The sequence below is a fragment of the Actinomadura rubrobrunea NBRC 15275 genome (genome assembly GCF_001552235.1).
GTDB lineage: Bacteria > Actinomycetota > Actinomycetes > Streptosporangiales > Streptosporangiaceae > Spirillospora > Spirillospora viridilutea.
Map to the genome: position 1 here is coordinate 23,898 of NZ_BCQU01000052.1, position 23,694 is coordinate 47,591.

21 protein-coding genes are annotated in these 23,694 nt (G+C 74.0%); 8 read left to right on the plus strand and 13 right to left on the minus strand.

The window, feature by feature from the left end; genetic code table 11:
- The first annotated feature begins 52 nt into the window (after window positions 1-52).
- On the plus strand, window positions 53-961 hold the full coding sequence (locus AR3_RS17295; protein ID WP_067915253.1) for a type IV toxin-antitoxin system AbiEi family antitoxin: 909 nt from the start codon (window positions 53-55) through the stop codon (window positions 959-961).
- Window positions 962-1,744: 783 nt separating this feature from the next.
- A complete protein-coding gene (locus AR3_RS17300) occupies window positions 1,745-2,647 on the plus strand; it encodes a DUF1444 domain-containing protein (protein WP_067915254.1) in 903 nt (300 codons plus the stop codon).
- Here the strand turns inward: AR3_RS17300 and AR3_RS17305 are convergent.
- From AR3_RS17305 to AR3_RS17325, 5 genes are all read right to left on the minus strand, one after another.
- Entirely contained in the window at window positions 2,601-3,653 is a 1,053-nt protein-coding gene (locus AR3_RS17305) for a lysylphosphatidylglycerol synthase transmembrane domain-containing protein (RefSeq protein ID WP_067915255.1), read from the minus strand. The genes AR3_RS17300 and AR3_RS17305 overlap by 47 nt on opposite strands.
- A 771-nt stretch (window positions 3,654-4,424) precedes the next feature.
- The gene (locus AR3_RS17310; RefSeq protein ID WP_067915256.1) at window positions 4,425-5,492 is read right to left on the minus strand and encodes a threonine aldolase family protein; all 1,068 of its coding nucleotides are present in this window, start codon (window positions 5,490-5,492) and stop codon (window positions 4,425-4,427) included.
- Window positions 5,473-6,168, minus strand: a complete 696-nt coding sequence (locus tag AR3_RS17315; RefSeq protein ID WP_067915257.1) for an SDR family NAD(P)-dependent oxidoreductase — start codon at window positions 6,166-6,168, stop codon at window positions 5,473-5,475. Before AR3_RS17315 ends, AR3_RS17310 begins: the two co-directional genes overlap by 20 nt.
- A 189-nt stretch (window positions 6,169-6,357) precedes the next feature.
- A complete protein-coding gene (locus AR3_RS17320) occupies window positions 6,358-6,906 on the minus strand; it encodes a hypothetical protein (RefSeq protein ID WP_067915258.1) in 549 nt (182 codons plus the stop codon).
- Between the two features lie 247 nt (window positions 6,907-7,153).
- A complete protein-coding gene (locus tag AR3_RS17325) occupies window positions 7,154-7,882 on the minus strand; it encodes a histidine phosphatase family protein (protein ID WP_067915259.1) in 729 nt (242 codons plus the stop codon).
- Window positions 7,883-7,938: 56 nt separating this feature from the next.
- Between AR3_RS17325 and AR3_RS17330 the strand changes: the two genes are divergently transcribed.
- A complete protein-coding gene (locus AR3_RS17330) occupies window positions 7,939-8,307 on the plus strand; it encodes a hypothetical protein (RefSeq protein ID WP_067915260.1) in 369 nt (122 codons plus the stop codon).
- Window positions 8,300-8,725: a hypothetical protein gene (locus AR3_RS17335; RefSeq protein WP_067915261.1), complete on the plus strand. Its 426-nt coding sequence runs from the start codon at window positions 8,300-8,302 to the stop codon at window positions 8,723-8,725. The genes AR3_RS17330 and AR3_RS17335 overlap by 8 nt, the downstream gene beginning before the upstream one ends.
- A gap of 54 nt (window positions 8,726-8,779) precedes the next feature.
- On the opposite strand, the gene AR3_RS17340 is transcribed toward AR3_RS17335, so the two are convergent.
- The gene (locus AR3_RS17340; protein WP_227022995.1) at window positions 8,780-9,547 is read right to left on the minus strand and encodes a nuclease-related domain-containing protein; all 768 of its coding nucleotides are present in this window, start codon (window positions 9,545-9,547) and stop codon (window positions 8,780-8,782) included.
- A 315-nt stretch (window positions 9,548-9,862) separates the two neighbouring features.
- Here AR3_RS17340 and hrpB point away from each other — a divergent pair, with 315 nt between their 5' ends.
- Window positions 9,863-12,436 carry an ATP-dependent helicase HrpB gene (gene hrpB, locus AR3_RS17345; protein WP_067915262.1) on the plus strand — a complete coding sequence of 858 codons (2,574 nt, stop codon included), beginning with the start codon at window positions 9,863-9,865 and terminating at the stop codon, window positions 12,434-12,436.
- Between the two features lie 12 nt (window positions 12,437-12,448).
- On the opposite strand, the gene AR3_RS17350 is transcribed toward hrpB, so the two are convergent.
- Entirely contained in the window at window positions 12,449-13,222 is a 774-nt protein-coding gene (locus AR3_RS17350; protein WP_067915263.1) for a TetR/AcrR family transcriptional regulator, read from the minus strand.
- A gap of 120 nt (window positions 13,223-13,342) precedes the next feature.
- Between AR3_RS17350 and AR3_RS17355 the strand changes: the two genes are divergently transcribed.
- On the plus strand, window positions 13,343-14,050 hold the full coding sequence (locus AR3_RS17355; RefSeq protein ID WP_227022994.1) for a hypothetical protein: 708 nt from the start codon (window positions 13,343-13,345) through the stop codon (window positions 14,048-14,050).
- 228 nt (window positions 14,051-14,278) lie between these two features.
- Here the strand turns inward: AR3_RS17355 and AR3_RS32255 are convergent, their stop codons facing one another.
- The 3 genes from AR3_RS32255 to AR3_RS31160 are packed head-to-tail and all read right to left on the minus strand — an operon-like array spanning window position 14,279 to window position 16,330.
- Window positions 14,279-15,052, minus strand: a complete 774-nt coding sequence (locus AR3_RS32255; RefSeq protein WP_067915265.1) for an anti-sigma factor family protein — start codon at window positions 15,050-15,052, stop codon at window positions 14,279-14,281.
- Window positions 15,049-15,669, minus strand: a complete 621-nt coding sequence (locus tag AR3_RS17365; protein ID WP_083951625.1) for a sigma-70 family RNA polymerase sigma factor — start codon at window positions 15,667-15,669, stop codon at window positions 15,049-15,051. Before AR3_RS17365 ends, AR3_RS32255 begins: the two co-directional genes overlap by 4 nt.
- A 52-nt stretch (window positions 15,670-15,721) precedes the next feature.
- Entirely contained in the window at window positions 15,722-16,330 is a 609-nt protein-coding gene (locus AR3_RS31160; RefSeq protein WP_067915266.1) for a COG4315 family predicted lipoprotein, read from the minus strand.
- Between the two features lie 225 nt (window positions 16,331-16,555).
- Here AR3_RS31160 and AR3_RS17375 point away from each other — a divergent pair, with 225 nt between their 5' ends.
- A complete protein-coding gene (locus AR3_RS17375) occupies window positions 16,556-17,188 on the plus strand; it encodes a DUF2269 family protein (protein WP_217998601.1) in 633 nt (210 codons plus the stop codon).
- A 112-nt stretch (window positions 17,189-17,300) separates the two neighbouring features.
- The gene (locus AR3_RS17380; RefSeq protein WP_227022993.1) at window positions 17,301-19,373 is read left to right on the plus strand and encodes a CehA/McbA family metallohydrolase; all 2,073 of its coding nucleotides are present in this window, start codon (window positions 17,301-17,303) and stop codon (window positions 19,371-19,373) included.
- Between the two features lie 174 nt (window positions 19,374-19,547).
- Here the strand turns inward: AR3_RS17380 and AR3_RS17385 are convergent, their stop codons facing one another.
- The 3 genes from AR3_RS17385 to AR3_RS17395 form a co-directional block, all read right to left on the minus strand.
- A complete protein-coding gene (locus tag AR3_RS17385; protein WP_067915267.1) occupies window positions 19,548-22,004 on the minus strand; it encodes a GMC oxidoreductase in 2,457 nt (818 codons plus the stop codon).
- Window positions 22,004-23,116: an alpha/beta fold hydrolase gene (locus tag AR3_RS17390; protein ID WP_067915268.1), complete on the minus strand. Its 1,113-nt coding sequence runs from the start codon at window positions 23,114-23,116 to the stop codon at window positions 22,004-22,006. The genes AR3_RS17385 and AR3_RS17390 overlap by 1 nt, the downstream gene beginning before the upstream one ends.
- Before the next feature lie 270 nt (window positions 23,117-23,386).
- Window positions 23,387-23,694: response regulator transcription factor (locus tag AR3_RS17395; RefSeq protein WP_169803851.1), on the minus strand; the 308-nt coding region annotated here is incomplete at its 5' end.

Below are 23,694 nucleotides of genomic sequence, written 5' to 3' on the forward strand. Positions count from 1 at the left end.
AGATTCCGGAGTGCCTTCCGTAGAGCGTCGGCCAGAGCGCACCATCATCGGCATGAACGCGCTTGCATCGCCCGGCACCGGCGCCGCCGACCTCACCTGGAGACGCGTCCGGTCCGGTCTGGCCGTCCCCGTCGGCGTCGACACCGCGGTTCCTCTCGAGCGGGCCGACTCCCTGACCGCCCGAGCGGCCGTGATCAGCCGTCTCCTGGCGCCGGACGCGGTCATCGCCCGCAGGACCGCCGCCTGGATCTGGGGCCTGGACGTGCTGCCTCCCGGAGTGGACGAGCGCCGATGGGACGTCGAAGTGGCGCTGCCCGGCCACGGCGAGGCAGGGGACGAATTGTCGGACGAGGACATCGTCGAGGAGGGCGGCGTCAAGGTGACCTCCATGGCGCGTACGGCGCTCGACTGCGCCCGCTGGCTGCCGCGCCGCGAGGCCGTGGCGGCCCTCGACCAGTTCCTGCGGCGCGGCGTCGATCCGGCGTCCCTGGCGGCCATGGCCCGCGGGCTCGCCGGAAGCCCCAACGCCCGGCGGTTGCGCGACGTACTGCGTCTCGGCGATGCCGGAGCCGCATCCCCGGGAGAGAGCTGGACGCGGGTGATGGTCATCGACACCGGCTTTCCTCGACCGCGCACCCAAATCCCTGTCAACGGACCCCGCGCCGAGCCGCTGTTCATCGACCTGGGCTATGAGGACTACCGCGTCGGCCTGGAGTACGACGGCGAACGCCACCACACCGAGGCCCGAGCCCGGGCCCATGACGAACGCCGCCGCCGGTGGCTGCGAAAGGAGGAAGGGTGGGAGATCATCCCCGTCACCAAGAACCTGCTCGTCCGGCCCGCCCCGTACATGGAGGCCCTGCTCACCGCTCTGCTGCGACGCGGGTGGAATCCGGACGACGCCACGATGAACCGCATCGCCACCCGCCTGGCCCGGCTCAACCGCCGCCCGCCGCGTTGACACCGGACAGGAAGCGTCCACGCGACCACCGAACGGGTGCCGCTTCAGACGTCCCGCAGCGACCGGCGAACGCGTTCATGGTGCTGCTCGCTCTGCTAGCGGCCTTCCATCGGGCTTGGTCTCTTCGGCGTGTCACCGCCCCAAGCGCCCGTGTCGCATGCCGGCCGCCTGTCGGCGGTACGCGGCGACCTGCTGACGGTCGGCGGACCGTCCCGAACGGCCCACCAGGAAAGCGGCCCGATCCTTCGCAGTCGTCAGAGCACATGAGCAGGTCGGGAAGTCCCGCACCGCCCAGCCGAGCGAACGCCCCGTCCGAAAAGACACCCCTTCGGGAGCAAAACCGAACGCCCATGGCGAGGACGGACGTCATGGGGCATGCGGGGACGCAAGCTCTCGCGACGCGGGAGGGCGACGGCGGTGGGTCCGCCACGGGCGCGGCCGCATGGCCGAGGCGTCGCTCTGCGGCGCGCCCGGGCATCGCGTCGACCGTGGTCGCGTCAGTTCTGGCGTTCTTCGGCGACCGTGTGGCCCTGCCGCGCCGGACGAACCAGGCACATCAGAGGCCTGTGGGCATCGGGGCGGCGTCTCTGGCGGCGGCGTTCGCGGCCGCCGCGCAGCCCGCCCTGATCATGAGTGGACGTCACACGCGAGCCCCCGGTCGGCACCGCCGAACCCGGTCGCGTCGCCTCCGCGCCCTCCCCGGGTTCGGGGGCGTCCGGCGTGGCGCCCGCCTAGATCACGTAGGCTGTCCTCGCCATCGAATCAGCCGTTCTGAGGGGTCACATGGAATCCGGCGACGGGGACGCCGGGGCCGTCGTCGGCGACGACCCGCTTCTCCCACTGGTGCTGACGGTGCTGGAGCACCACGGTTACACCTGCACGGTGATCAGCGCGAACGAGGTCGAGGTGTCGCGCCCCGACCGCGACGACGGCAACCGGAACCGCATCATGCTCACCAACCTGCGCCAGTGGACCGCGCTCGAGCCGCGCGACCAGTGGCCGGCGCTGGTGGCCGACTTCCTCGGCAGCCTGATCGCCGCGGCCGAGGCCGATCAAGACGACAGGCTCGACCTCGACGACTACGCGGCCGTGCGGTCGCTGCTGCGGATGCGCCTGTACTCCGACGAGATCGGCGACGAGCTGGACATCGTGCACCGTCCCGCGGCGCCCGGGCTCGCCGAGGTCGTGGTGATCGACAAACCCACGACCCTGATGATGCTGACCACCGAGATCGCGAAGGGGTGGCCCGTCGACCGGGACGAGCTGTTCCGCGTGGCACGGGAGAACGTCCGGTCCGACGGGCCGCTGGACGTCGACGTCCAACCCGCCGGCGAGACCCGGCTGGCGGCCCTGTACGGCGACACCGCCTACGTCACCGGGCACGCCCTGTGGGTCGGGGACTATCCGGTGACCGGTCCGTACGGGACGCTGCTCGCCGTCCCCAATCAGAGCGTGGTGCACGCGGCTCCGCTCGACCGGGCGTTCCCCCACGCGATGAACGCGCTGGTCGGACGCGCCTGGGAGGAGTACCTGCAGGGGCCGCGTTCGGTCCGTCCGCACATCTACCGATGGCACGAAGGCACGCTGACACTGGCGGGCCGGGTGGAGCAGTCGGCGGAAGGGTCGCTGGCCGTTCACATCACCCCGGAGTTCCAGGACTGCCTGGAAGAACTGATCCGCGGCTGACCCGCAGCGTGCGGAACGCCATCAGCCCCACCGGCACGGGCGCCCAGTAGGTGATCAGTCGGAACAGCAGGACGGCCTGCACCGCGGGAGCGGCGGCGACGCCCAGAGCGGCGAGCGCCGCGACCAGTGCCGCCTCTGTGGAGCCCATGCCCCCGGGCGAGGGCAGCGCCGTGCCCGCCGCCGCCCCGATCAGATAGGCCGCGAGCAGCGCCGTCATGTCGCCGGTGTCGGCGGCGCCGGGCACGGCGAGCACGCTGATCCCGAACGCCAGTCCGAGCACGAAAGTGGTGCCGGCGGAGGCGGCCAGGGTGAGCGCGAGGTCGCCGGGGCGGCGGCAGAGGTCCGTGACGCCTGCCAGGACCCGTCCCACCGGCGCCGAACGGACCGCGCGACGCCACCACAGGGCCGCGACGGGCACCAGGACCCCGGCCGCGGCGAGCAGCGGCCAGGACGGCAGCAGTCCGACGACGGTGGTGGCATGCGACCCCAGCGCGTCCGCCATGCGGTTCCCGCCGCCGCTCAGGGCCAACACGGCGCCCAACATGAGCAGGTCCGCGGGGACGCCCGCGATCTGGAGGGCCGCGACGGCGACGACCGCGCGCCCCGGCGGCATCCCGCGGCACACCAGGTACCGCGTGTTGACGGCTGCCGCACCAAGGCCGCCAGGGGTGACGCGGTTGGCCGCAGCGGCCGTGAACTGGGCCAACGTCGTCTCGACCATCGGCAGCCGATGCCCGGCCGCCCCTCGCAGTGCGACGGCGGCCAACACGTAGTGCACTACAGAAAGGAGCACCAGTGCCGGTACCAGTTCCCAGCGCACGCCGTGGAAGGCGGTTGCGGCCGTGCGCAGCGGCGCGGTGCCGTACACGAGCACGATCACGCTCACAACGCCGGTCAACAGCAGGCCGACGAATGCGCGCCGCTTCCAGCGCCCCGATCGCACCGGGCCGGGAAACGTCGCCACGGCCGCGGCACCGCCGACCTTCAGCTCGACCTCCTCAGACACCGCCCCCGCAGGCCGAGGCTCCTCGGACGCGAGTACCGCCGGCTGGGCGTCTGCCAGATGGGCTTGCGCAGGACGCGGGAGGCTCGCCCTGGTCGGAGAGCGCTCCGCAAGCTCGTGTGCCGCGGAATCGGCCTCGCCGGCAGTGTCCCCAGCCCGAGGACGAGTAGGCCGCCCTGATGCTCCGGGCGCAGAGCCGGTCGCCGCCGGGATCGCCTGGCCTGCGGCCAGGTCCGTTGATCTCGCGCTCGCAGGCGGCCTGGAGGCCGCGACCTCGAGGGCCGCTTCCTCCGGAGCCGCGGTCCCGACGGACGTCATATGGACGGCGCCGGCGGGGATGGTGTCCACACCTTAGTTGTCGACGTCCTGGCTGAAGGTTATGCAACCAGGCGATTCATCAGAGGCTAACGTTCATCGGATGTCGGGAGGAGGGGGAACCTGCCGCGGCGCCGGAACGTCCGCGCGCTCAACGCCAGTGATTCCTACGCATGCAAGGGGGCGATGATAGGGGAAGTCGAACGGTGAATTCTGCTTGCCACGTGGCTGACGATGCCCGTGCTGTTCGCGTAAGTCGCGTTCCGGAAGTGGGGGAGTGGCGTCCAGGCAGCGGACGCTTTCAACTTTGCGGTGTGCAGGCGGCGTCAAAGCGCCCGCTGTGGACCTGTGAGCCGACGCGTCGGGCATCCCCAGAAATGCGAAAGGCAAAAGAGCAGACCGCAGTATGGCATGGGCCCGACTCAGAACTCCGAAACCGAAAGGGTGCCGCAAGGGTCGTCAAGCGGACAGTTCTTCGGCGAGGGCGGTGACGAAGGCGTCGATCTCCGCTTCCGTGGTGGCGAACGAGCACATCCAGCGGACCTCGCCGGTGTGCTCGTCCCAGGTGTGGAAGGCGTAGCGCTTGCGCAGGCGGGCGGCGGCGTCCCTCGGCAGGACGGCGAAGACCGCATTGGCCTCCACCGGCCGGACGATCTCGACGCCCGGAAGGTCCCGGACCCGGACCGAGTCGGCCAGCCGTCGCGCCATCGCGTTGGCGTGCCGCGCGTTGCGCAGCCACAGGTCGCCGTCCAGGAGCGCGAGGAGCTGGGCGGACAGGAAGCGCATCTTGGACGCCAGCTGCATGCCCATCTTGCGCAGGAACGGCAGGCCGCGCACCGCCTCGGGGTCGAGCACCACGACGGCCTCGCCCATCATCAGGCCGTTCTTGGTGCCGCCGAACGACAGCACGTCCACTCCGACATCGGTGGTGAGCGCGCGCAGGGGGACGTCGAGCGAGGCGGCCGCGTTGGCGAGGCGGGCGCCGTCCATGTGCACGCGCATGCCGCGCTCATGCGCGCACGCGGTGACCGCCGCGAGCTGCTCGGGGGTGTAAACGGTGCCGAGTTCGGTGCTCTGCGTCAGGGACACGGCGGCGGGCTGCGCGTGGTGCACGTCGCCCCACCCCCAGGCGTACCTGTCCACCAGGTCCGGCGTCAGCTTGCCGTCCGGGGTGGGAACAGCGACCAGCTTGATCCCCGCGACCTTCTCGGCGGCGCCGCACTCGTCGACGTTGATGTGGGAGGTCTCGGTGCAGATCACCGAGCTCCAGCGATCCGTCATCGCCTGCAGGCCGACGATGTTGGCGCCCGTGCCGGTGAAGACGGGGAAGACCTCGGCCTGGTCGCCGAAGTGCCGTCGGACGACCTCGCGCAGCCGCGCGGTGTACGCGTCGTCCCCGTAGGCGGGCTGGTATCCGTCGTTGGCGGCGGCCAGGGCGGCGAGGATCTCCGGGTGCGCCCCGGCCCAGTTGTCGCTGGCGAACCCGGCGCTCGGACCGGGGGCGCCGTCAGGCTCCGGTGAGGTCAAGGCGTCGTCCGTTCAGTTCGTCGGCGGGGCGGTCCCACAGCTCGGCCACGGCCTGGGCGAGGTCGTCGACGTGGGTGTGCCGCGAGTAGTCGGCGTCCGGGGCGTCGCGCTTCATGGCGTCGGTCAGCAGGGCCCTGACCACGAAGATCGTCGCCGCCGAGGCGGTGCCGGACAGCGAGTCGGCCAGGGCCAGCGTCCACGCCTCGGCCGCCGCCTTGGCCGCCGCGTACGCGGCGTTGCCCTGGGCGGGGCGCTGCGCGGCGGGCTGCGACACGATCGCGAACCGTCCGGCGGGGGAGCGTCGCAGCTGGTCGTGGAAGGCGAGCGTGGTGTGCTGCAGGGTGCGGACGAGCAGGTCGTGCAGCAGTGTCCAGTCGGCCAGGTCGGTGTCGGCGAACGTCCTGCCGCCGCGCCAACCGCCCACCAGGTGGATCAACCCGTCCGCGGCGCCGTGCTCTTCGGCGGTCCGCTCCGCCCACGCCCGGGTGCCGTCGGCGTCGAGCAGGTCCACGACCGCGGGGTGCACGTTCGGCTCGTCCCACTGCCGCGGGCGCACGTCCCCCGCGACGACCCGTGCTCCGCCCGCCGCGAGACGGCGTACCACGGCCCGACCGGCGGGGCCGCCCGCGCCGGCCACCACGATCACGCGGCCGTCCACGCTCGAAGTCTGTGCCATGCGCTCATTCTGCACGCCCGCCGAACGACGGCCGACGCGGGATCACGCCGACGCGCCACCGGCCGCGGGGTGATCGCAGCTCGATCCGTTGACCAGAAAGCCGGTATCGGCCGCATCGGCCGGCCGCTTGGCGCTCTGATAGGCACGGCCGCTCGCGGCCAGATAGCCGTCGGCGAACCGTTGGATCGGTCAGGACGCCGTTTTCCGGTCTGCGCGAGGGCGGGCGGTCAGGGGGCGCGTCTCACCTCCGACGGCGTCGTCGTCGGAGGTGAGACGGGTGCGCAGGGCGTCGAGGTCCTCGCCGAGGCGGGCCAGATTGGACTGGAGGTCGCGCCACAGGCCGACGCGCTGCTCCACGCGCGACAGACGTGCGCGCAGGTCGCCGACGCGTTGTTCGACGGTCTCCAGGCGGGTGCGGTCGGCCGCACTGTCGCGGCCCTGGCGGAAGACCCCGGAGGCGACGGCGGCGAGGTCGCGTTCGGTGTCGTCCATGCGTTCGTCGAGGCGGGGAAGGACGCGGTCGTTGAGCTGGGCGACGAGCGAATCCAGGTCGGACCGCAGCGAGCGCAGCTCCGCCCGCTGAGCGTCGAGGCTCTGCTCCATGCGGCGCAGGCGTTCCTCGTACTCCTCCCAGCGGGGCCGGTCCGGCCCGAGCCGGGCCACCAGGTCCAAGCCCTGCCGCAGGCGGTGCTCCGCCTCCGCGACGACGTGTCGGACGAGACCTGGGACCACGGCCATGGAGGCTCCTCGAAACGGAAATCGATGCCGAAGCAGGGGACAGTGCCTGAACTCTAGGCGAACTCCTCCTTGACGAATGACGTCGTTTCAGTGAACGTGCGCGGACAAGCGACCCCGCGTCAAGGGCGGGCGGGGTGCGGAGGGCATCTGCCCATTCGGAGACGAACGTTCGTCGGGGAGGGGGACGAGGCGCCGCGCTGCCTCGCGCCGTTCAAAGGACGCAGGGAGTGAAGAGGGCCCGGTGCCGCTAAGGCGTGGTCGGGTCGGTTTCGAAGAGGTGCGCGCGGTCGTCGAAGACGACGGGGCGCAGCGCGTCCTCGCGGCGCCGCCAGCGGGAGACCGAGCAGTTGCCGATCGGCTCCTTCTCGATCTCCATGATCTCCTGCTCGGACAGGCCCTCGATGATGTAGCGGGTCGTCACCACGACCGCGTCGTGCGCGACGATCAGCACGCGCTCGCCCGGCGACGACAGTTCCAGGTCGCGGTAGAAGCTGCGCAGCCGCAGCGCCAGGTCCGCCCATGACTCGCCGCCCGGCGGGCGGTAGTAGAACTTGCCGAGGCGCCGCAGCCGCGCGGCCTCCTGCGGGTGGCGCCGCTCCACGCCGAGCGAGGTGAGGCCCTCCAGGACGCCCTGCTCCCGGTCGCGCAGCCGCTCGTCCACTTCGATGCGCAGCCCGCCCGGCTCGTCCGGTCCGAAGTGGGTCTGCGCCAGGGCGATGCGGGCGGTGTCCTGGGCGCGCAGGTAGGGGGACGCGACGACCTTGGTGGGACGCTCGTCGTCGGGCAGCTTCGCCAGCCAGCGGCCGAGGGCGGCGGCCTGCCGCCGCCCGGTCTCGGTGAGGGGGATGTCGGCGTCGCGTTCCGGGATGCCGGCCTCCTCGGCGCCGGCGGCGCGGGCCGCGCGGTAGGCGGCGTTGCCGGCGCTCTCCCCGTGCCGGGTCAGGATGAGCTCCTCGAGGGCGTTCACGCCGTTCATGATTCCACGGGACCGGACGGCCGGCGCTCTACGACCGCTAGTAGTCTCGGACTGCTATGTCGAGCGCCCTGTCCACCGTGATCATCATTGCGGCCCTGCTCGCCGCCGCCTACAGCCTGGTGACGGCCCTGCGTGATCGCGCGATGGGCTGGGACCACCTGGCCGCATTGGGCGTCCTGGAGGCGCTGCTGGTCGCCCAGATGGCGGTCGGCTTCGTCAAGCTGGCGGGCGACGGGAAGGGCCCCGACGACACCGCCACGTTCGTCGGCTATCTCATCGGCGTCGTGATCATCCCGGTGGTGAGCGCGGGCTGGGGGCTGCTCGAACGGACCCGCTGGGGCCCGGGGGTCATCGTGGTGGCGTGCCTGGCCGTGGCGGTGATGGTGGTGCGTCTCGGGCAGCTGTGGGAGGGCGCCGTTGTCTGAGGAGACGGCTCGGCCGGCGGAGGCGGCCGGGACGGGCGGCGGTCCGGGGCGCATTCTCGTCGCGGTGTACGGGATCTTCGCGCTCGCCGCCGGGGCGCGCGCCGCGGTGCAGATCGCCACCCGCTTCTCCGACGCGCCCGTCGCCTACTCGCTGTCGGCGTTCGCCGCCGCCGTGTACGTGCTGGCCACCGTGGCGCTCGCCCTCGGCGGGCGCACGTCGCGGCGCGTGGCGCTGGCGTCCTGCTCGATCGAGCTGGCGGGCGTGCTCGTCGTCGGCACGCTGAGCCTCACCGACAAGGAGGCCTTCCCCGACGAGACGGTCTGGTCGGTGTACGGCCAGGGGTACGGGTTCGTGCCCTTGGTGCTGCCGGTCATCGGTCTGTACTGGCTGCGCCGCACCGGCCGCCGTCCACGCTGAACGCCCCGCGCGGGCTGGCGGCGCGGGGCGCCCAACGTGGCAGGACGCCGCCGGTCAGGCGGCCTCGGAGGTCATGGTGCGGCCCCCGATGGGCAGGGCGTGCACGGCGGCCCGCGCCACCGTCTCGACGTCCTCGGGGGACAGGGCGGCGTGCGGGTGGCGGACGATCCACAGCAGCAGCCGCAGCGGGCGGGCGAACACGATCCCGTCGGCGGTGAACGGGTCCTTCTTGACCTTTCCGCCGTGCACCGCGTGCAGCGGCACCACCTTGAGCTCCATGCCCGCGCGTTCGGAGATGAGGCGGCCGGCGGTGGCGGCGGTCTCCTTCAGCTCGCGGGTCATCGCGGTGCGGGTGCGGCCGTCGATGAAGAGCCGCCCGCCGAACCTGTTGATCTCGGTGTCGGGATGCCAGGCGTCGTTGCGGATCAGCCACACCCCGCCGGGGCCGACGAGCAGCTGGTCGATGGTGCCGTGGCCGGGGACGGTGCGCGTGTGCAGGACCCGGTGCCCGCGCAGCTCCAGGGTGTACCGCAGCAGCCGGGCCATCCGCTCGTCGCCGCGCAGCCCGCGCCGCCAGACGTGGGACCGGTGGTGCACCCACCAGTGCAGCGCCGTGTCGGCCGCCGCGACCACGAGCGCCGCCGCGACGCCGAAGACGCCGTTGACCAGCACCGCGCCGAGCACGAGCGCCGTGCCGGCGAGAATCGCGCGGGTGCGCAGCCTGGCCTTCTGGCCGCGCTGCCACAGTTCCTCGTACACCGCCTGCGGGGACCCGCCGGTGAAGGCCTCCCGGTCGCGGAAGTAGATGGAGCTGCCGAACATCCCGGTCCTCTCTGCGCCTGCACTGACGAGTTGATTATGGGGATACAGGAGCCCCGGCCCGCTGTCGTCCCCCGGGTGAGGGGGATCGCCCGGGAAGGCAACCGCGGCGGAAGAGATGCCCCTGGTCACGGCGCCGCCGCGGAATATCTGCCGCGTCTTCTCGGCGGCGGCTTTAGAACGTTCTAGCCGCAATGGTGAAATGCGCGGTGCAACTATCACCGCAAGACCCCGCGCCGTATTTTCTACGTGGTATTTCTCACACGGCGGGGCGGTCGTGGGGCGTGACCGCCCCGCGCGGCCCGGCACACTGGAGCGGTGTCCGACGAACGCCTCCGAGCAGCCCTGTCCGACCTGCCCGTGCGCCGCGCGCTGCCCGGGCTGCGCGCCGTGTTGGACGACCGCGGCGTCGCCGTGCTGGCGGCGCCGCCGGGCACCGGCAAGACGACGCTCGTCCCGCTCGCGCTGGCGGGCCTGCTGCCGGGCGACGGCGCCGGCGACCCCGGCGGGAAGGTCGTCGTGGTGGAGCCGCGGCGGCTGGCCGCGCGCGCCGCCGCCCGCCGCATGGCCTGGCTGCTCGGCGAGCGGGTCGGCGGACGGGTCGGCGTCGGCGTCCGCGGCGAGCACCGCCCCGGTTCGCGGGTCGAGGTGGTGACCACGGGCGTGCTGCTGCGGCGGTTGCACGACGAGCCCGAGCTCGCCGACGTCGCCGCGGTGATCCTGGACGAGTGCCACGAGCGGCACCTGGACGCCGACACCGCGACGGCGTTCCTGCTCGACGTGCGCGCCGCGCTGCGCCCCGAGCTGCGGCTGGTCGCCGCGTCCGCCACCGCCGACACCGCGCCGTGGGCGCATCTGCTGGGCGCCGCGGACGGCGAGCCCGCGCCGGTCGTGGAATCCGAGGCGGCCCTGCACCCGGTGGAGGTGATCTGGGCGGCGCCGGAGCGGCCGCCCGCGCCGCCGCACGGCATGCGCGTCGACCCGGCGCTGCTGGCCCACGTCGCCGCCACCGTGCGGCGCGCCTTGGCCGAACGCGACGGCGACGTGCTGTGCTTCCTGCCGGGCGTGGGGGAGATCGCCCGGGTGGCGGGGCTGCTGTCCGACGTGGGCGTGGACGTGCTGCAGGTGCACGGCCAGGCGCCCGCCGCGGCGCAGGACGCCGTGCTGGCCCCGGGGGAGCGGCGGCGGGTGGTGCTGGCGACGTCGGTGGCCGAGTCGAGCCTCACCGTGCCGGGCGTGCGCGTCGTCGTCGACTCCGGGCTGGCGCGCGAACCGCGTACCGATCACGCGCGCGGCCTCGGCGGCCTGACGACCGTGCGGGCCTCGCGCGCCGCTGCCGAGCAGCGCGCGGGACGGGCCGGACGCGAGGCCCCCGGCACGGTCTACCGCTGCTGGAGCCAGGCAGAGCACGAACGGCTGCCCGCCCGCCCCCGCCCCGAGATCGAACTGGCCGACCTGACCGGCTTCGCGCTGCACGCCGCCTGCTGGGGGGACCCGGACGCGGCGGGCCTGGCGCTGCTGGACGCCCCTCCGCGGGCCGCGATGCGCGCCGCGCGGGACACGCTGCGGGCCATCGGCGCGGTGGACGGCGACGGCAGGGCCACCGAACGCGGGCGCGCCTTCGTGCGCGTCGGCGTCCACCCGAGGCTGGCCCGGGCCCTGGTGGACGGCGCCGCGCGGGTCGGCGGACGCGCCGCCGCGCAGGTGGTCGCGCTGCTGTCCGAGCCGCCGCCCCGCGGCGCGGGCGACGACCTGACCGCGCTGTGGCGGACGCTGCGCCGCGGCGGCCCGCCCCCCGACGCCTACGCCGCCCGTTGGCGCGACGAGGCGCGGCGCCTGGAGAACGCCCTCCCCGCGGACCTCCGTTCGGCCTCGCCCGACCTGTCGAACCCGGACGACCCGACGGGGCCCGGGTACGACGACGCGGTGGCGGGCACGGTGGTCGCGCTGGCGTTCCCCGAGCGCGTGGCGAAGGCGCGGCCCGACGGCGGCTGGCTGATGGCGTCCGGCACGGGCGCCGCCCTCGCCGAGGGGTCGGCGCTGGCGGCGGCCCGCGCCGAGTGGCTGGCCGTGGCGGTGGCCGACCGTCCCGCCGGGGCGGCCTCGGCGCGCGTCCGGCTGGGCGTCGTCGTCGACGAGGACGTCGCCCGCCTCGCCGCCGCGCCGATGCTGGCCGAGGTCGAACAGGTCGCCTGGCGGGACGGCGACGTGGCCGCCCACCGCGTCGAACGGCTCGGCGCGATCGAGCTGGCCGTCCGTCCGCTGCCCGACCCCGATCCCGAGCGGGTGCGCGCCGCGCTGCTGGACGGGCTGCGCGCCGAAGGGCTGGATCTGCTCACCTGGACGCCCGCGGCCGTGGCGCTGCGCGAACGGCTGGCGTTCTGCCGGCGCGTCCTCGGCGAGCCGTGGCCGCGGGTGGACGACGAGGCCCTCGCCGACCACGCCGCGCGTTGGATCGCCGAGTCCGGGGCCCGGCGCCGCGCCGACCTGGCCCGCATCGACGTCGCCGCCGCGCTGCGCGCCCTGCTGCCGTGGGAGTGCGCCGCGCGGCTCGACGAGCTGGCGCCCGAGCGCATCGAGGTGCCGTCCGGGTCCCGCATCCGCGTGGACTACTCCGGTGAACGTCCGGTGCTGGCCGTCAAGCTGCAGGAGCTGTTCGGCTGGAACGCCGCGCCCCGCCTGGCCGGGGGACGCGTCCCGGTGGTGGTGCACCTGCTGTCCCCGGCCGGGCGTCCCGCCGCCGTCACCGCCGACCTGGCCTCGTTCTGGCGCGACGGGTACCGGGCCGTACGGGCGGAGCTGCGCGGCCGCTACCCGCGTCACCCGTGGCCGGAGGACCCGGCCGCAGCCGAACCGACCCGGCACGCCAACCCGCGCCGCCGCGGCCGCTGAGCCGGGGCGCGGTCAGCCGCCGCCGACGCGCGAGCGGATCAGGACCTCGACGCCGTCCAGGACGCGGCGCAGGCCGAATTCGAACGCGTGCTCCGGCCCGACGGCGCCGCCGTACTCGCGGGCCGCGGACGTGCCGACCCGGTCGGCGAGCGGGTAGCGGCGGAAGTCGGCGTGCTTCTGGAGCACGGGCGCGGTGGCCTGCCACCACTGCTCGTCGGTCATGCCGGTGCGGCGCTCGGCCTGGGCCACCTCCACCGACGTGCGCGCCGCGCTCTGGGCGAACCCGGTGACCAGGGAGATCACCGAGTCCATCTCCACGTCGCTCAGGCCGAGGCCGTCCACGGCGCGCAGCTCGGCCTCGTACGCGTCCAGCAGGTTCGGGCCGAGCGGCGGCCGTCCGGTGGACACCTGCAGCATCCACGGATGGCGGTGGTACAGCGCCCAGCGTTCCCGCGCCACGTGCTCCAGCCGGGCCCGCCAGCCGCCGGGCACGCCGTCGGGCGGGGTCAGCTCCCCGTGCACGCGGTCCAGCATGACGTCGATCAGCTCGGCCTTGCCCGGCACGTACGTGTAGATCGCCATCGTGGACACGCCGAGCTCGTCGGCGATGCGCCGCATCGACAGGGCCTCCAGGCCCTCGGCGTCGGCGAGCCGGATCGCCGCGGCGGCGATGCCCTCCACGGTCAGGCGCGGACGCGGACCGCGCCTGGGCCGCCGCTCCTGCGCGCCCCACAGCAGCTCCAGGCTGCGCCGCGGGTCCCCGGTCCCGCTGTACTCGGTGGTCACCCGCCCATCCTCGCAAAGCACCGACCCGCGGCGATCATCCGGGCGGACACCCGAACCGGGGCCGCCGAGGCCCGCCCGGCGTCGTCCGCGGGACGCGTCGGCGGCGCCTACCCTGAACCGGTGAGCACCACCCGACGGAACGCTGGCCCCGGCGGCGGCCCTGCGCTGATGCTGCCCGGCCTGCGCGAGGTGTACGACGCGTACGTGCGGGCGGCCGACGAACTGCCCGCCCTCGGCGCCGCGCTGCGGGCCGAGGTGTGGACGTCCGCGCAGCTCGGCACGCTGGAGGCGGCGGCCCCCGACGCCGCGGCGCGCCGCGCCGCCCTCGCGGACCTGATCACCGCCCTGCGGTCCGCCGGAACGCCCGCCGCGCGCCTGTTCCTGCGCGCCCTCGCCGCGATCGGGCCCGCCGAGGCCCGCCCGGCGGCCGCGCGCGCCGCCGGCGGCCCGGACGAGGGCCCGCCCTGGGCTCGGCGACTCGGCCAGGTGGCCCCTGGCCAAGTCTGGCTCGTCCAAGAGGGACCCCTGGACGGCGACAGGATCATCTGCGAATTCCGCTACGTCCCCGACGGGTCCGATCTGCATGCGCTCGCCGTCCGGCTGGGGCACGACGACGTCCCGAGCGAGGTCGTCATCGTGGGGGACGTGCCCGCGCTCATGAACGCCGCCCGCCGGGCGATGCAGGCCGAACTGTGCGTCGTGCAGCCCTGCGACCCGGCCGCGGCAGGGCCGCGGCTGCGCGCCGCCCTCAACACCGACGCGCCCCTGCCCGAAGACTGCTATCCCGCGCTCGCCCTCGCCCGCCATCGCGCCGATCTGCTGCCGTGAACGCGCGCGTCCGAAGAACCGGGAAGGTCCCCGACCTGCGGGCAGAAAAAGAAGGCTGCACGGCCACGAGGACGGAGCCGTGGCCGTGCAGCCGTTCACCCTCGGCCCGGAACGGGGTCGCGGCCGGCCCAAGGCGGGGATGGGCCGGACGCCGCCCCGGGCAGCGCTCCGGGCGGGGCGGAAGGGGGAGGTGCGGCCGCGGGGTCATCCGGCACCTCCCCGGTGGTCTCAGGCGGGCACGGTGAGCAGCGTGCGGCCGCCGTTCCGGCCGATCGTCCGCACCTCGAAGCGGGCGATCTCGTCGGGCGTCAGCGCGGTGCCGCCCTGCACCATCAGCGGGGCCGGGGAGCCCGGCACGCCGTAGCCCTTGGGCGGGACCGACCAGCCGACCACCGTGTGCGCGCGGCCCGTCCGGTCCACGGCGACCAGCTCGCACTGCAGCGGTCCGCGCACCTTCGCCAGGCGCAGCCCCACCCGGCTGCCCCACTGCTTGCCCTCCATCGCGACCGTGCCGGTCACGCCGCTGGCGGAATCGGTGGCCTCGACGCGGCGCCCCTCCCGCATGAGCTTCTCGACGCTGCCGTCCACGACCTGGACCGCGCCGGCGCCGACGGCCGCCGCGCTTCCACCGGCGCCCGCGCCGCCGTCCCCGGCCCGGTCGCCGCCCATGGTGAGGCCCGTGCCGAACGCGCCCGCCAGCAGCACCACCCCGGCCGCCGCGCCGACCAGCGCGCGCGCCACCCGGCCGCGCCGCGCCTTGCGCGCGCGGTACCGCAGCATGTCGGTGACCACCTCGGGCGGCGGCGGGACGGGCTCGGCGTCGCGCGGGTCCTCGATCGGCGGCATGCCGTCCAGCTGCGCCGCCACCCCCCGCAGCACGGCCAGCTCCTCGTGGCAGGGCATGCAGGTGCTCAGGTGAGCCTCGAAGGCGCGGCGGTCCGGCTCCTCCAGCAGGCCGAGCGCGTACGCGCCGACGTCGATGTGCGAAGTGCCCGTGGTCACGGCGTGACCCCCCTTTCCTCCAGGGCCACACGCAGCGCCCGGAGCGCGTAGTAGACCCGGGACTTGACCGTGCCGACGGGGATGCCCAGATGCCGGGCGGCCTCGTTGACCGAACGGTCCCGGAAGTAGGTCTCGTTGAGGATCTCGCGGTGCGCGGGGGACAGCGACTGGAGGGCTTCGGAGACGACGACAGAGCGCAGGAGGTCCTCCAACCCGTCGGGGGCGCGCAGGTTCTCCAGCGGGCCCTCGCCCGCCTCCTGCGGCCGGGCGTTCTTGCGGCGCTGGTCGTCGATGACGATCCGGCGCGCGACGGTGGCCAGCCACGGCAGCAGCGAGGTCGCGTTGGCGTCGAGCTGGTGCGCGCTGCGCCAGGCGCGGATCATCGTCTCCTGGACGACGTCCTCGGCCCAGTGCCGGTCGCCGCCGGTCAGCCGCAGCACGAACGACAGCAGCGGACGGCCGTACACGCGGTACAGCTCGGTGACGATCACCTGGTCGTCCACCGCGTCGACGGGACGCGGACCGCGGAACCAGCTCCAGGGTCCGGCGTCGCCGTCGCCGCCGCGGCGGGCGCGGCGGCGCGACGGCGACACGGCGGTCGAAGATTTGTGGGCCATTGGGGGGTTTCTCCGCTGATGGGGGAACGGGACGTCTGAAAGGGGGAGGGGGTCAGCCGCCTGGGACGGCCCCCGCGCCGGAACCGCCGGGCACCTGGGCCTTGGTGCCGTTGGGCCGGGCGACGAACCAGAGGTTGTTCACCCCCTGGCCGTTCTGGTCGCCGGGCGAGGAGTCCTCGGAGTAGTGGTAGAGCGGCCAGCCGCCCACGGTGACCTGGACGGTCCCGTCGGGGCGCCGGATCCGGCCGACCCTGGTCGGGTCCACGCCGGTGATGGACAGGTTCGGCTTCCACAGCACCGGCGGCCACGTCTGCGCGCAGGGCCCGACGCACCGCGACACCGACGGGTTGGGGCTGTCGCGGTCGTACCGGTACACGGCGCGTCCCCGGTTGTCGACGAGGATCCTGCCGAGCTGGTAGTCGTCCATGGCGCGCAGGCCGGTCGGAGCGGCGGCGCCGCGGGGTTCGATGGGCGGCGTCCCCCGCCAGGGCCACCCTCCGGTGGTGGGCCTGGCCGGGGCCGCCGCGGGCGCACCCGAAACCGGACCTCCCGGCACCGTGCCCCCAGGGACGCCGCCGCCGCTGAACAGGTTGCAGCCCGCGAGCGTCGTGCAGGCCGCGACCGCGCTCCCCATGAGGACGACCCGTCCCCGGACGTTCATGTGCCTCCTCTGCTGTGGCGTGGTGACGCGTCGGCAAGCAGTACGGGGCGCGCCCGGGGGCGGGTTCAACGTTCCGGCGAGGAATTCGGCGGGACGGGCGGCGGCGCCGCGACGGCTACCTTGTCCGGGGTAGGCCGCGCCGCGCCGGGTACGACGAGCGCGGCAGCCCCGAAGCCTCCGCCCGTGCGATGTGGCGCCCGGAACCTCCGCGACACCCTCGGCGGCATGGACACCACGACGCACGTCGCGCAGACGGAACGCCGCCGCACCTCCCCGCCCGCCGGCTCCGCCGGCCCCTCGGCCGGAGCCGACCCCCGCCGCGGTCCGAAGCGGCTGTCGCCGCGCATGCGCAAGCTCACACTGCTCATCCATGTGATCGCGGCGGTGTCCTGGCTGGGGCTGGACGTGGGCCTGCTCACCCTCAGCGTCACCGGCCGGATCAGCGACGACCCCGAGACGATCCGGGCCGCGTACGTGGCGATGGACGTGTTCGGCGACGTCCTGCTGATCCCGGTCGCGCTGTTCACCCTCGTCACCGGCGTCCTGCTGGGCATGGGCACGCGCTGGGGGCTGCTCCGGTACCACTGGGTGCTCACCAAGCTGGTGCTGACCCTGGTCGCGTTCACCGCGACGGTCGCGGCGCTGCGTCCCGGCCTGGAGCAGGCCGCCCGCGACGCCCTGCGCACGCCGCCCGAGGTCGGCGCCGCCGCGTCCGACGTGCTGGTCGCGCCCTGCGTCGCGCTGGCGCTGTACACGTTCATGACGGTGCTGTCCGTCTACAAGCCGTGGGGGATGACCCGCTTCGCCCGCGAGCGGCTCGGCCGTCCCGGCGCGCACGGCGCGGCCCGAGGAAAGTGACCGCATCCCGGGCGGAGGATTCTCCATCCGGGTGGGAGGAACCGCTTCCCCCGACGAATCCGGCCGCACCGGACCCTTTGCCGCTCAGGGGTTGCGTGCGACGCTGGCCGCCATGCCCGATGACGGGGAGGTCACCATGCACGACTGCGAGCCACCCGACCCCGCCGACCCGGAACTGCCCGCCCGAGTGCGCGAAGCCTTGGCCGAATACCGGAGGCTTCTCGCCGAACACGGCCCCACCTGGGGCGAAGACCCCATCCCCTACGTCCGGGAGATCGAGACCAGCGCGTACCTCATGGGCGGGATGGAGTTCTGGAGCGCCCTCCAGCGCGCCGCCGCCGCGCGCCGTCCCGGCGCCACCGACGCCGAGCTGCGGGAGGTCATCGCCGGGCTCGACATCGACGAGATCATCCGGGACGTCCTCGACGGGCGCGTGCTCGACAACCTGGCCGCGCTGCGCCTCACCCCGGACGGCGTCTCGCTGGAGGCCGTCACCCAGGTGCGGCTGCCCGGCACGGTGCCGCGCACCCCCCTGCTCCTGGACTCCTCACGCGACGAGGCCGTCACCGTGGAGGTGGACGGCGAACCGCACCGCGTCCCGCCGCGCGGCGCCCGGATCGTCCCCGTCCGCGCCGACTCCCGCATCGTGGTGGACGGGACGGCGGTGTCGCTCGACGCGCTCTCCCGCCCCGCCGCCAAGGCCCGCCTGCGGCTGCGCGCCGGAGTGCCCTGCCGGTGGAGCGTCGCGGGGGAGAACGGCCAGGGCTGGTACCCCGACGGCGTCCCCCGCAGGCTGGACGCCCACCGCATGCCCTACTTCCACGGCGACGACCTGGTGCTCGACGTCCCCGCCGAACCGCTGACCGTGCGCGTCACCCGCGGCATGGAATACCGCACCGCGGAACTGGTCGTCACTCCCGAGGCCGGGCGCGAGACGCTCGTCGAGCTGACGCCCCAGCGGCTGTACGACGCGGCCGCCCGCGGCTGGTACGGCGGCGACATGCACGTCCACATGAACTGGGCGGGCGACACGGTCGGCACGCCCGCCCACGCCGCCGCCGTCCAGCACGGCGAGGACCTGCACGTGCTCAACCTGGTCGCCGGGAACGTCGCCTCCGAGCGGGTGTACGACCGCGAGGCCCTCGACCACTGGGCCGGCGCGGACCTGCCCTGGTCGGACGCCGCGCACGTGGCCCGCCTCGGCGTCGAGTACCGCAACGACCTGCTCGGCCACCTGTACGCGTTCGGCGTCACCGCGCCGCCCGGCCGCTACCACACCGGGTTCCTCGGCACCGCCGACTGGCCGCCCAACGCCGAGGGCTGCGCCGAACTGCGCCGCCTGGGCGCCGTCCTCGGCTACAGCCACCCCTTCCACATGCCGATCGGCGAGGACGACCCGCCCGAGGCCGCGCTGCGGGGCGGCCGCGACTGCTCCGCCCGAGAGATCGTGGTCGACGCCGCGCTCGGCCTGGTCGACTCGCTCGACGTGCTCAACCACTCGTCCGTCCAGGCCGCCGCGGTCGTCTACCGGCGGCTGGTCGGGGCGGGCAACGCCCTGGCGGTCACCGCGGGCACCGACGCCATGCTGTCGTTCCAGCGGCGGGGCAGCCAGTCCAGCCCGCCCGGCTGGGCGCGCGTCTACGCCCGCGTGGACGGGCCGCTGACCGCCGCCGCGTTCGCCGACGCGATCCGCCGCGGCCGCACCTTCGCCACCACCGGCCCCTGGCTGGAGCTGGACGTCGACGGCCACGGCCCCGGCGACGCGCTCGACCTGGCCCCCGGCGACACGGTCGCCGTCACCGCCCGCACCATCGGCCCCGAGGTGCTCGAGCTGGAGCTGCGCACGGCCGACGGCGTCCTCGCCAAGGATTCCCCGCCCGAGCTGACCGCGGAACTCACCGTCGGCGAGCCCACCTACGTCGTCGCCGTGGCGACCGGCCCGCCGCACCTGCGGTCCATGCACTCCGCCGGCGTGTACGCCCACACCAGCCCCGTGTACATCGACGTCGCCGGGCGCCGCGTCGCGCGCCCCGCCGACGTGCGCTGGTGCCTGGACTACCTCGACGGCCTGGAACGGCTGATCCGCGCGGAGGCCCAGCGCGACGACGAGCGGCAGCTCGCCGACCACCTCGACCTCATCGCCCAGGCCCGCGACGTCTACCGGTCCCGTCTCGCCGACGCCTGACCGGCGCCCAGCCCGGGAAGAGGCACAGCCCGGAAAGAGGCGCGGCCCGGAGAGAGACGCGGCCCGGAGAGAGGCGCCATCTGAAAAGAGACGCGACGCGAAAAGAGGCGCGGCGCGAGGGCACCCCGCAATTCCCTCGCGCCGCGCGTCCGGACGGCCCCGACGCGATCCCCGTCACTTCGCGTGGGGGCCGTACACATCCCACAGCGCGCCGGCGAAGAACCGACCGAACCGCACCAGCGCCTCCGCGGCGTCCTCGCCGGACGCGCGGAACGTCGCCAGCTGGCGGGCGAAGTCGGGCAGCCGGATGTGCAGCACGCCCGCGGCCACCGCCGTCGCGTCCGCGTCCCCGCCCTCGGGCACGTGGCCGTCCAGGATCCGCACGTACAGGGTCGAGGTGTCCGGCCAGATCCGCGTGGGCGGACCGTGCACGACGTTCTTGTGCCCGACCAGGGTGCGGGGCCGGCCCTCGCCGTCGGTGAAGTACAGCCGGTACTTCATCAGCCGGCGATCGTCCGCGCCGCCGGGCGCGAGACAATTGAACCGGCCCCGCCGGACGGTCCGCCGGCCCCCGCAACCGGCGGACTCCACCCACCCCTCGGCCCGTGCGGTGTGCTCGGGCTCGGCCAGGAAACGGTCCACGTCGTCCGCGGTGATGGTGAGGCGGAACGTGAGGCGTTCGCGTTCCTCCGCGACCTCCCCCGCGCGCGGGTCGCTCTCGCCGAACGTCACGAACCCCTTCATCACTTCGGTGAACGACAGCGACGTACGGGCGGACGCCCCGCGGGACGACCCCCGGTCCCGCTCGGGGCTCCCCGAATCCGTGCCGTACGCCGCGCCGTCCCCCGCCCCTTCAGGCGGGCCGGCCTCCCCCGAGGCCGGCCCGGCCCCCGTGCCCTTCGGGTTGCCCGCGTCCGTCGCGGCCCCGTTCTCCTCGGGCGGCCCGAGGACCGTCCGCCGGCGGCCGCCGCGCTCCAGCGCGTGGCTGCACAGGCGGTCGGCCATCGCCGCGATCGTCAGCGAGGGGTTCGGCCCCACCGGGCCGGGCATCGCCGCCCCGTCGGCGATGAACAGGCCCGGGTAGCCGAACACCTCGCCGAAGGCGTCGCAGACGCCCTCGCCCTCGTGGCGGCCCATCGGCGCGCCGCCCAGCGGGTGCACCGTGATGACCCGCTTGCGGAACAGCATCTGGTCGCCGGCGTCGGCGTACTCCGCGCCGAGCACGTCGGCCATGGCCCGCATGGTCTTGCGCAACCGCGCGTAGTGCGCCTCGCTGGTCTCGGCGCTCCACGACACGTTCAGCCGCCCGCCGCGCAGCTCCAGGCGCCCGTCGGCGACGTCGCGCCCCATGCCCAGCAGCGGCAGCGAGCTGACCGACAGCGCGCCGTCGCCGATCAGGTCGGACAGCTCCTTGGAGATGTTGGTGTCCGGGGCGTCCTTGAAGAACTCCACGAACCGCTGCCACAGGAACTTCACGACCCGCACGATCTGCTCGTCGGGCTCCAGCCCCGGCACCATCCAGTCGACGAACGACGGGTAGCCGCCCTCCTGGATGTAGGCGCCGCGGCCGGCGCCCGGCGCGCCGTCCAGGGCGTCCGGCAGCCGGATCGTGCTGGTGATCACCGGTCCGCGGCTGGCGTCCAGCGGCCGGATCCGGTTGCGGTCCTTGGCCTTGAGCAGGAACGACAGCAGGTCGCCGTTGCCGCTGAACCGGGTGCCGAGCGCCGCGCTCAGCTTCGGGAACGCCTCGCGCGACTTCAGCAGCAGGAACGTCGTGCCGTAGGTGCCCGCCGCCAGGATCAGCTGCGAGCACGCGATGGTGCGGACCGGCCGCCTGCCCTTGGGGACGTCGACGTCGTGGTGGACGTAGTCGACCTCGTAGCCGCCGCCGGGCCGCGGACGGATCGCCTTGACCTCGTGCTCGGTGCGCAGGTCGGCCCCGTGGAACGCGGCCGCCGACAGGTACGTGTGGTCGAGGCTGTTCTTGGCGCCGTCGTTGCAGCCGATGTCGCACTCGCCGCACAGCCGGCACGTGCGCCGCTTCACGCCGTGGACGTTGCCGTAGGCGGGCTCGGCGATCGGCAGGCCCACCCCCGGCTCGGCGCCGCGCGACGGCGCGAAGCTGATGCCCAGCGGCGGCAGGCTGTAGTGCAGCCCCAGCTCGGCCGCGGCGTCCTGCATCGCCTGCGTCTTCGGCGTGTCGCGGTAGGGCTCCCGGTCGAGCGGGTAGGGGGCGACGCCGATCATCTCCTCGACCGCGTCGTAGTGCGGGTCGAGATCGGCGCGGCTGACCGGCCAGGGCTCGTACCCGCCGCCCGGCAGGTCGGTGACGAACCAGCGCTCGTCCTTGCGCAGCAGCACGTTGGCGTAGATCAGCGACCCGCCGCCGAGGCCGGACGACACCACCGAGTCGAAGCCCTTGAAGCTCCACACGTCGTACATGCCGTACAGCCCGGCCTCGGGGTCCCAGAACGCGCGGCCGATCTCGGCGGGGCCGCGGGGGAAGCTGCCGGGCGGGTAGGGCCGGCCGCGCTCCAGCAGCACGACCGACCGTCCGGCCTCCGCCATCCGGTACGCGGCCACCGACCCGCCGAACCCCGAGCCGACGACCACCGTGTCGACATGCTCCATCAGGCCACCTGCCGGGTGAGACTGTGCTGCCGGATGTGCTCCAGGATCGCGGGGAAGACGTCCACGTGCGCGTTGCGGCCGACGATCGGGTCCACGTGCGAGTACCGCGGAATGACCTTCAGCGTGTGCCGGCCCGGCGCCCGCCGCGACAGGATCCGGTGGCAGACGATGTTGGAGTCGGTGAAGACCCGGTTGTCCGAACCGGTCAGGAACAACGTGGGCGGCAGGTTCTCGGCGGCGCCGCGCAGGTAGTCGTCGGGCAGCGCGGCGTAGCGCGGGTCACCGGGGCGGTTCTTCACCGCGTGCCCGGCCTTGACCATCTTGTAGATGTGCCGGTAGTAGCTCAGCCCGGTGACCGGGAACAGGTCGGCCCACCGCTGGTGCGTCTCGGGAGCGAGGCTGTCGTGGTCGTAGAACATCGCCGGCCGCCCGGTGCCCCACATGAAGCTGACCATGTGGCAGTCGGGGTTGTCGCACTCGTTGTGCACCGCCGACACCAGACGGGAGATCATGCGGTTGCGGGTGAAGCGGCCCGCCCGCGCCGAGTAGGCGTCCAGCACCGACACGCCGAAGCCGTACTCGACGATCCCGGGGCCGTACTTGAGCTTCAGCCGGGACCAGGCCGGCACGCGGGTGACCAGGGAGACGCTGTTGGTCACCGCGCTGGCGACGTCGGTGACCAACCCCGCGGACATGCTCATGAAGAACGACACGGCGCCCAGGCACTGCGCGACGACGTGCACCCGCCGGCCCCCGATGTGGCGGCGCAGTTCCCGCATGGCGGCGGGGTGGTCGTACAGCGCGATGTCGTCGAGGCTGTAGTGGTTGGTCTCGGCGTTGTAGGGGAACCGGTTGCTCATCCGGAAGTCGAGCGCCCAGACGTCGGTGTACCCGTTGTCCAGCAGGAAGTTCGTCATGTTGCGGTGCTCGGGCATGATGAACATGTCGCTGGACGCGGGCAGTCCGTGCACGAGCAGCACGACGTCGTCGCAGTCGGCGCGGTGAAAGCGCGTCAGGCTCAGCCCCAGACCGTCCTCGGTGGCGAACGGGTGCACCGAGATGTCGGCCTTCTCCACGCCTTCGTGCGTGTAGCGCGCGACGGGTCGCTTCATTCCTTCGACCTCCCCCAGCTCGGGAACAACCATGGCGTCCCCCTCGGTCCGGGGACATCGTGGTAAACCCTGACTTCCGAAGCGTCTTTCACAGCGACGTCTCGTGCGTGTTTATCCGGACGTCCCCGCAGTGTCATTTGACGCGGCGCGCGCCGCGATCGTTTCGACGGCGACCCGGGTCCGCCCGCGAGTGCGGCGCCGCGGCGCCGCGCCCGGGCGGGGCTGCTCGTCCTGCTACTCGGCCTGCTACTCGTCTTGCTGCTCGGCCTGCTACTCGTCCTGCGCGGTGACCTGCAGCCGCGCCAGCGCCTTGACCAGGTTCACCCGGGAGGTGATGTCGAGCTTGGAGAAGATGTGCGACAGGTGCGTCTCGACGGTGCGGACGCTGATGAACAGCCGCTCGGCGATCTGCTGGTTGGTCAGCCCGTCGGCGACGAGCATGGCGACCTCGAACTCCCGCTGCGACAGGCCGAACTGCTCCTCGCCGCCCCGGCGGCCCGACCCGCCGCGCCCGGCGCCCGCCGTGCGGACGCCGAGCCGCCGCTGCTCGTACATGGTCTTGGAGTGCAGCAGGCGGG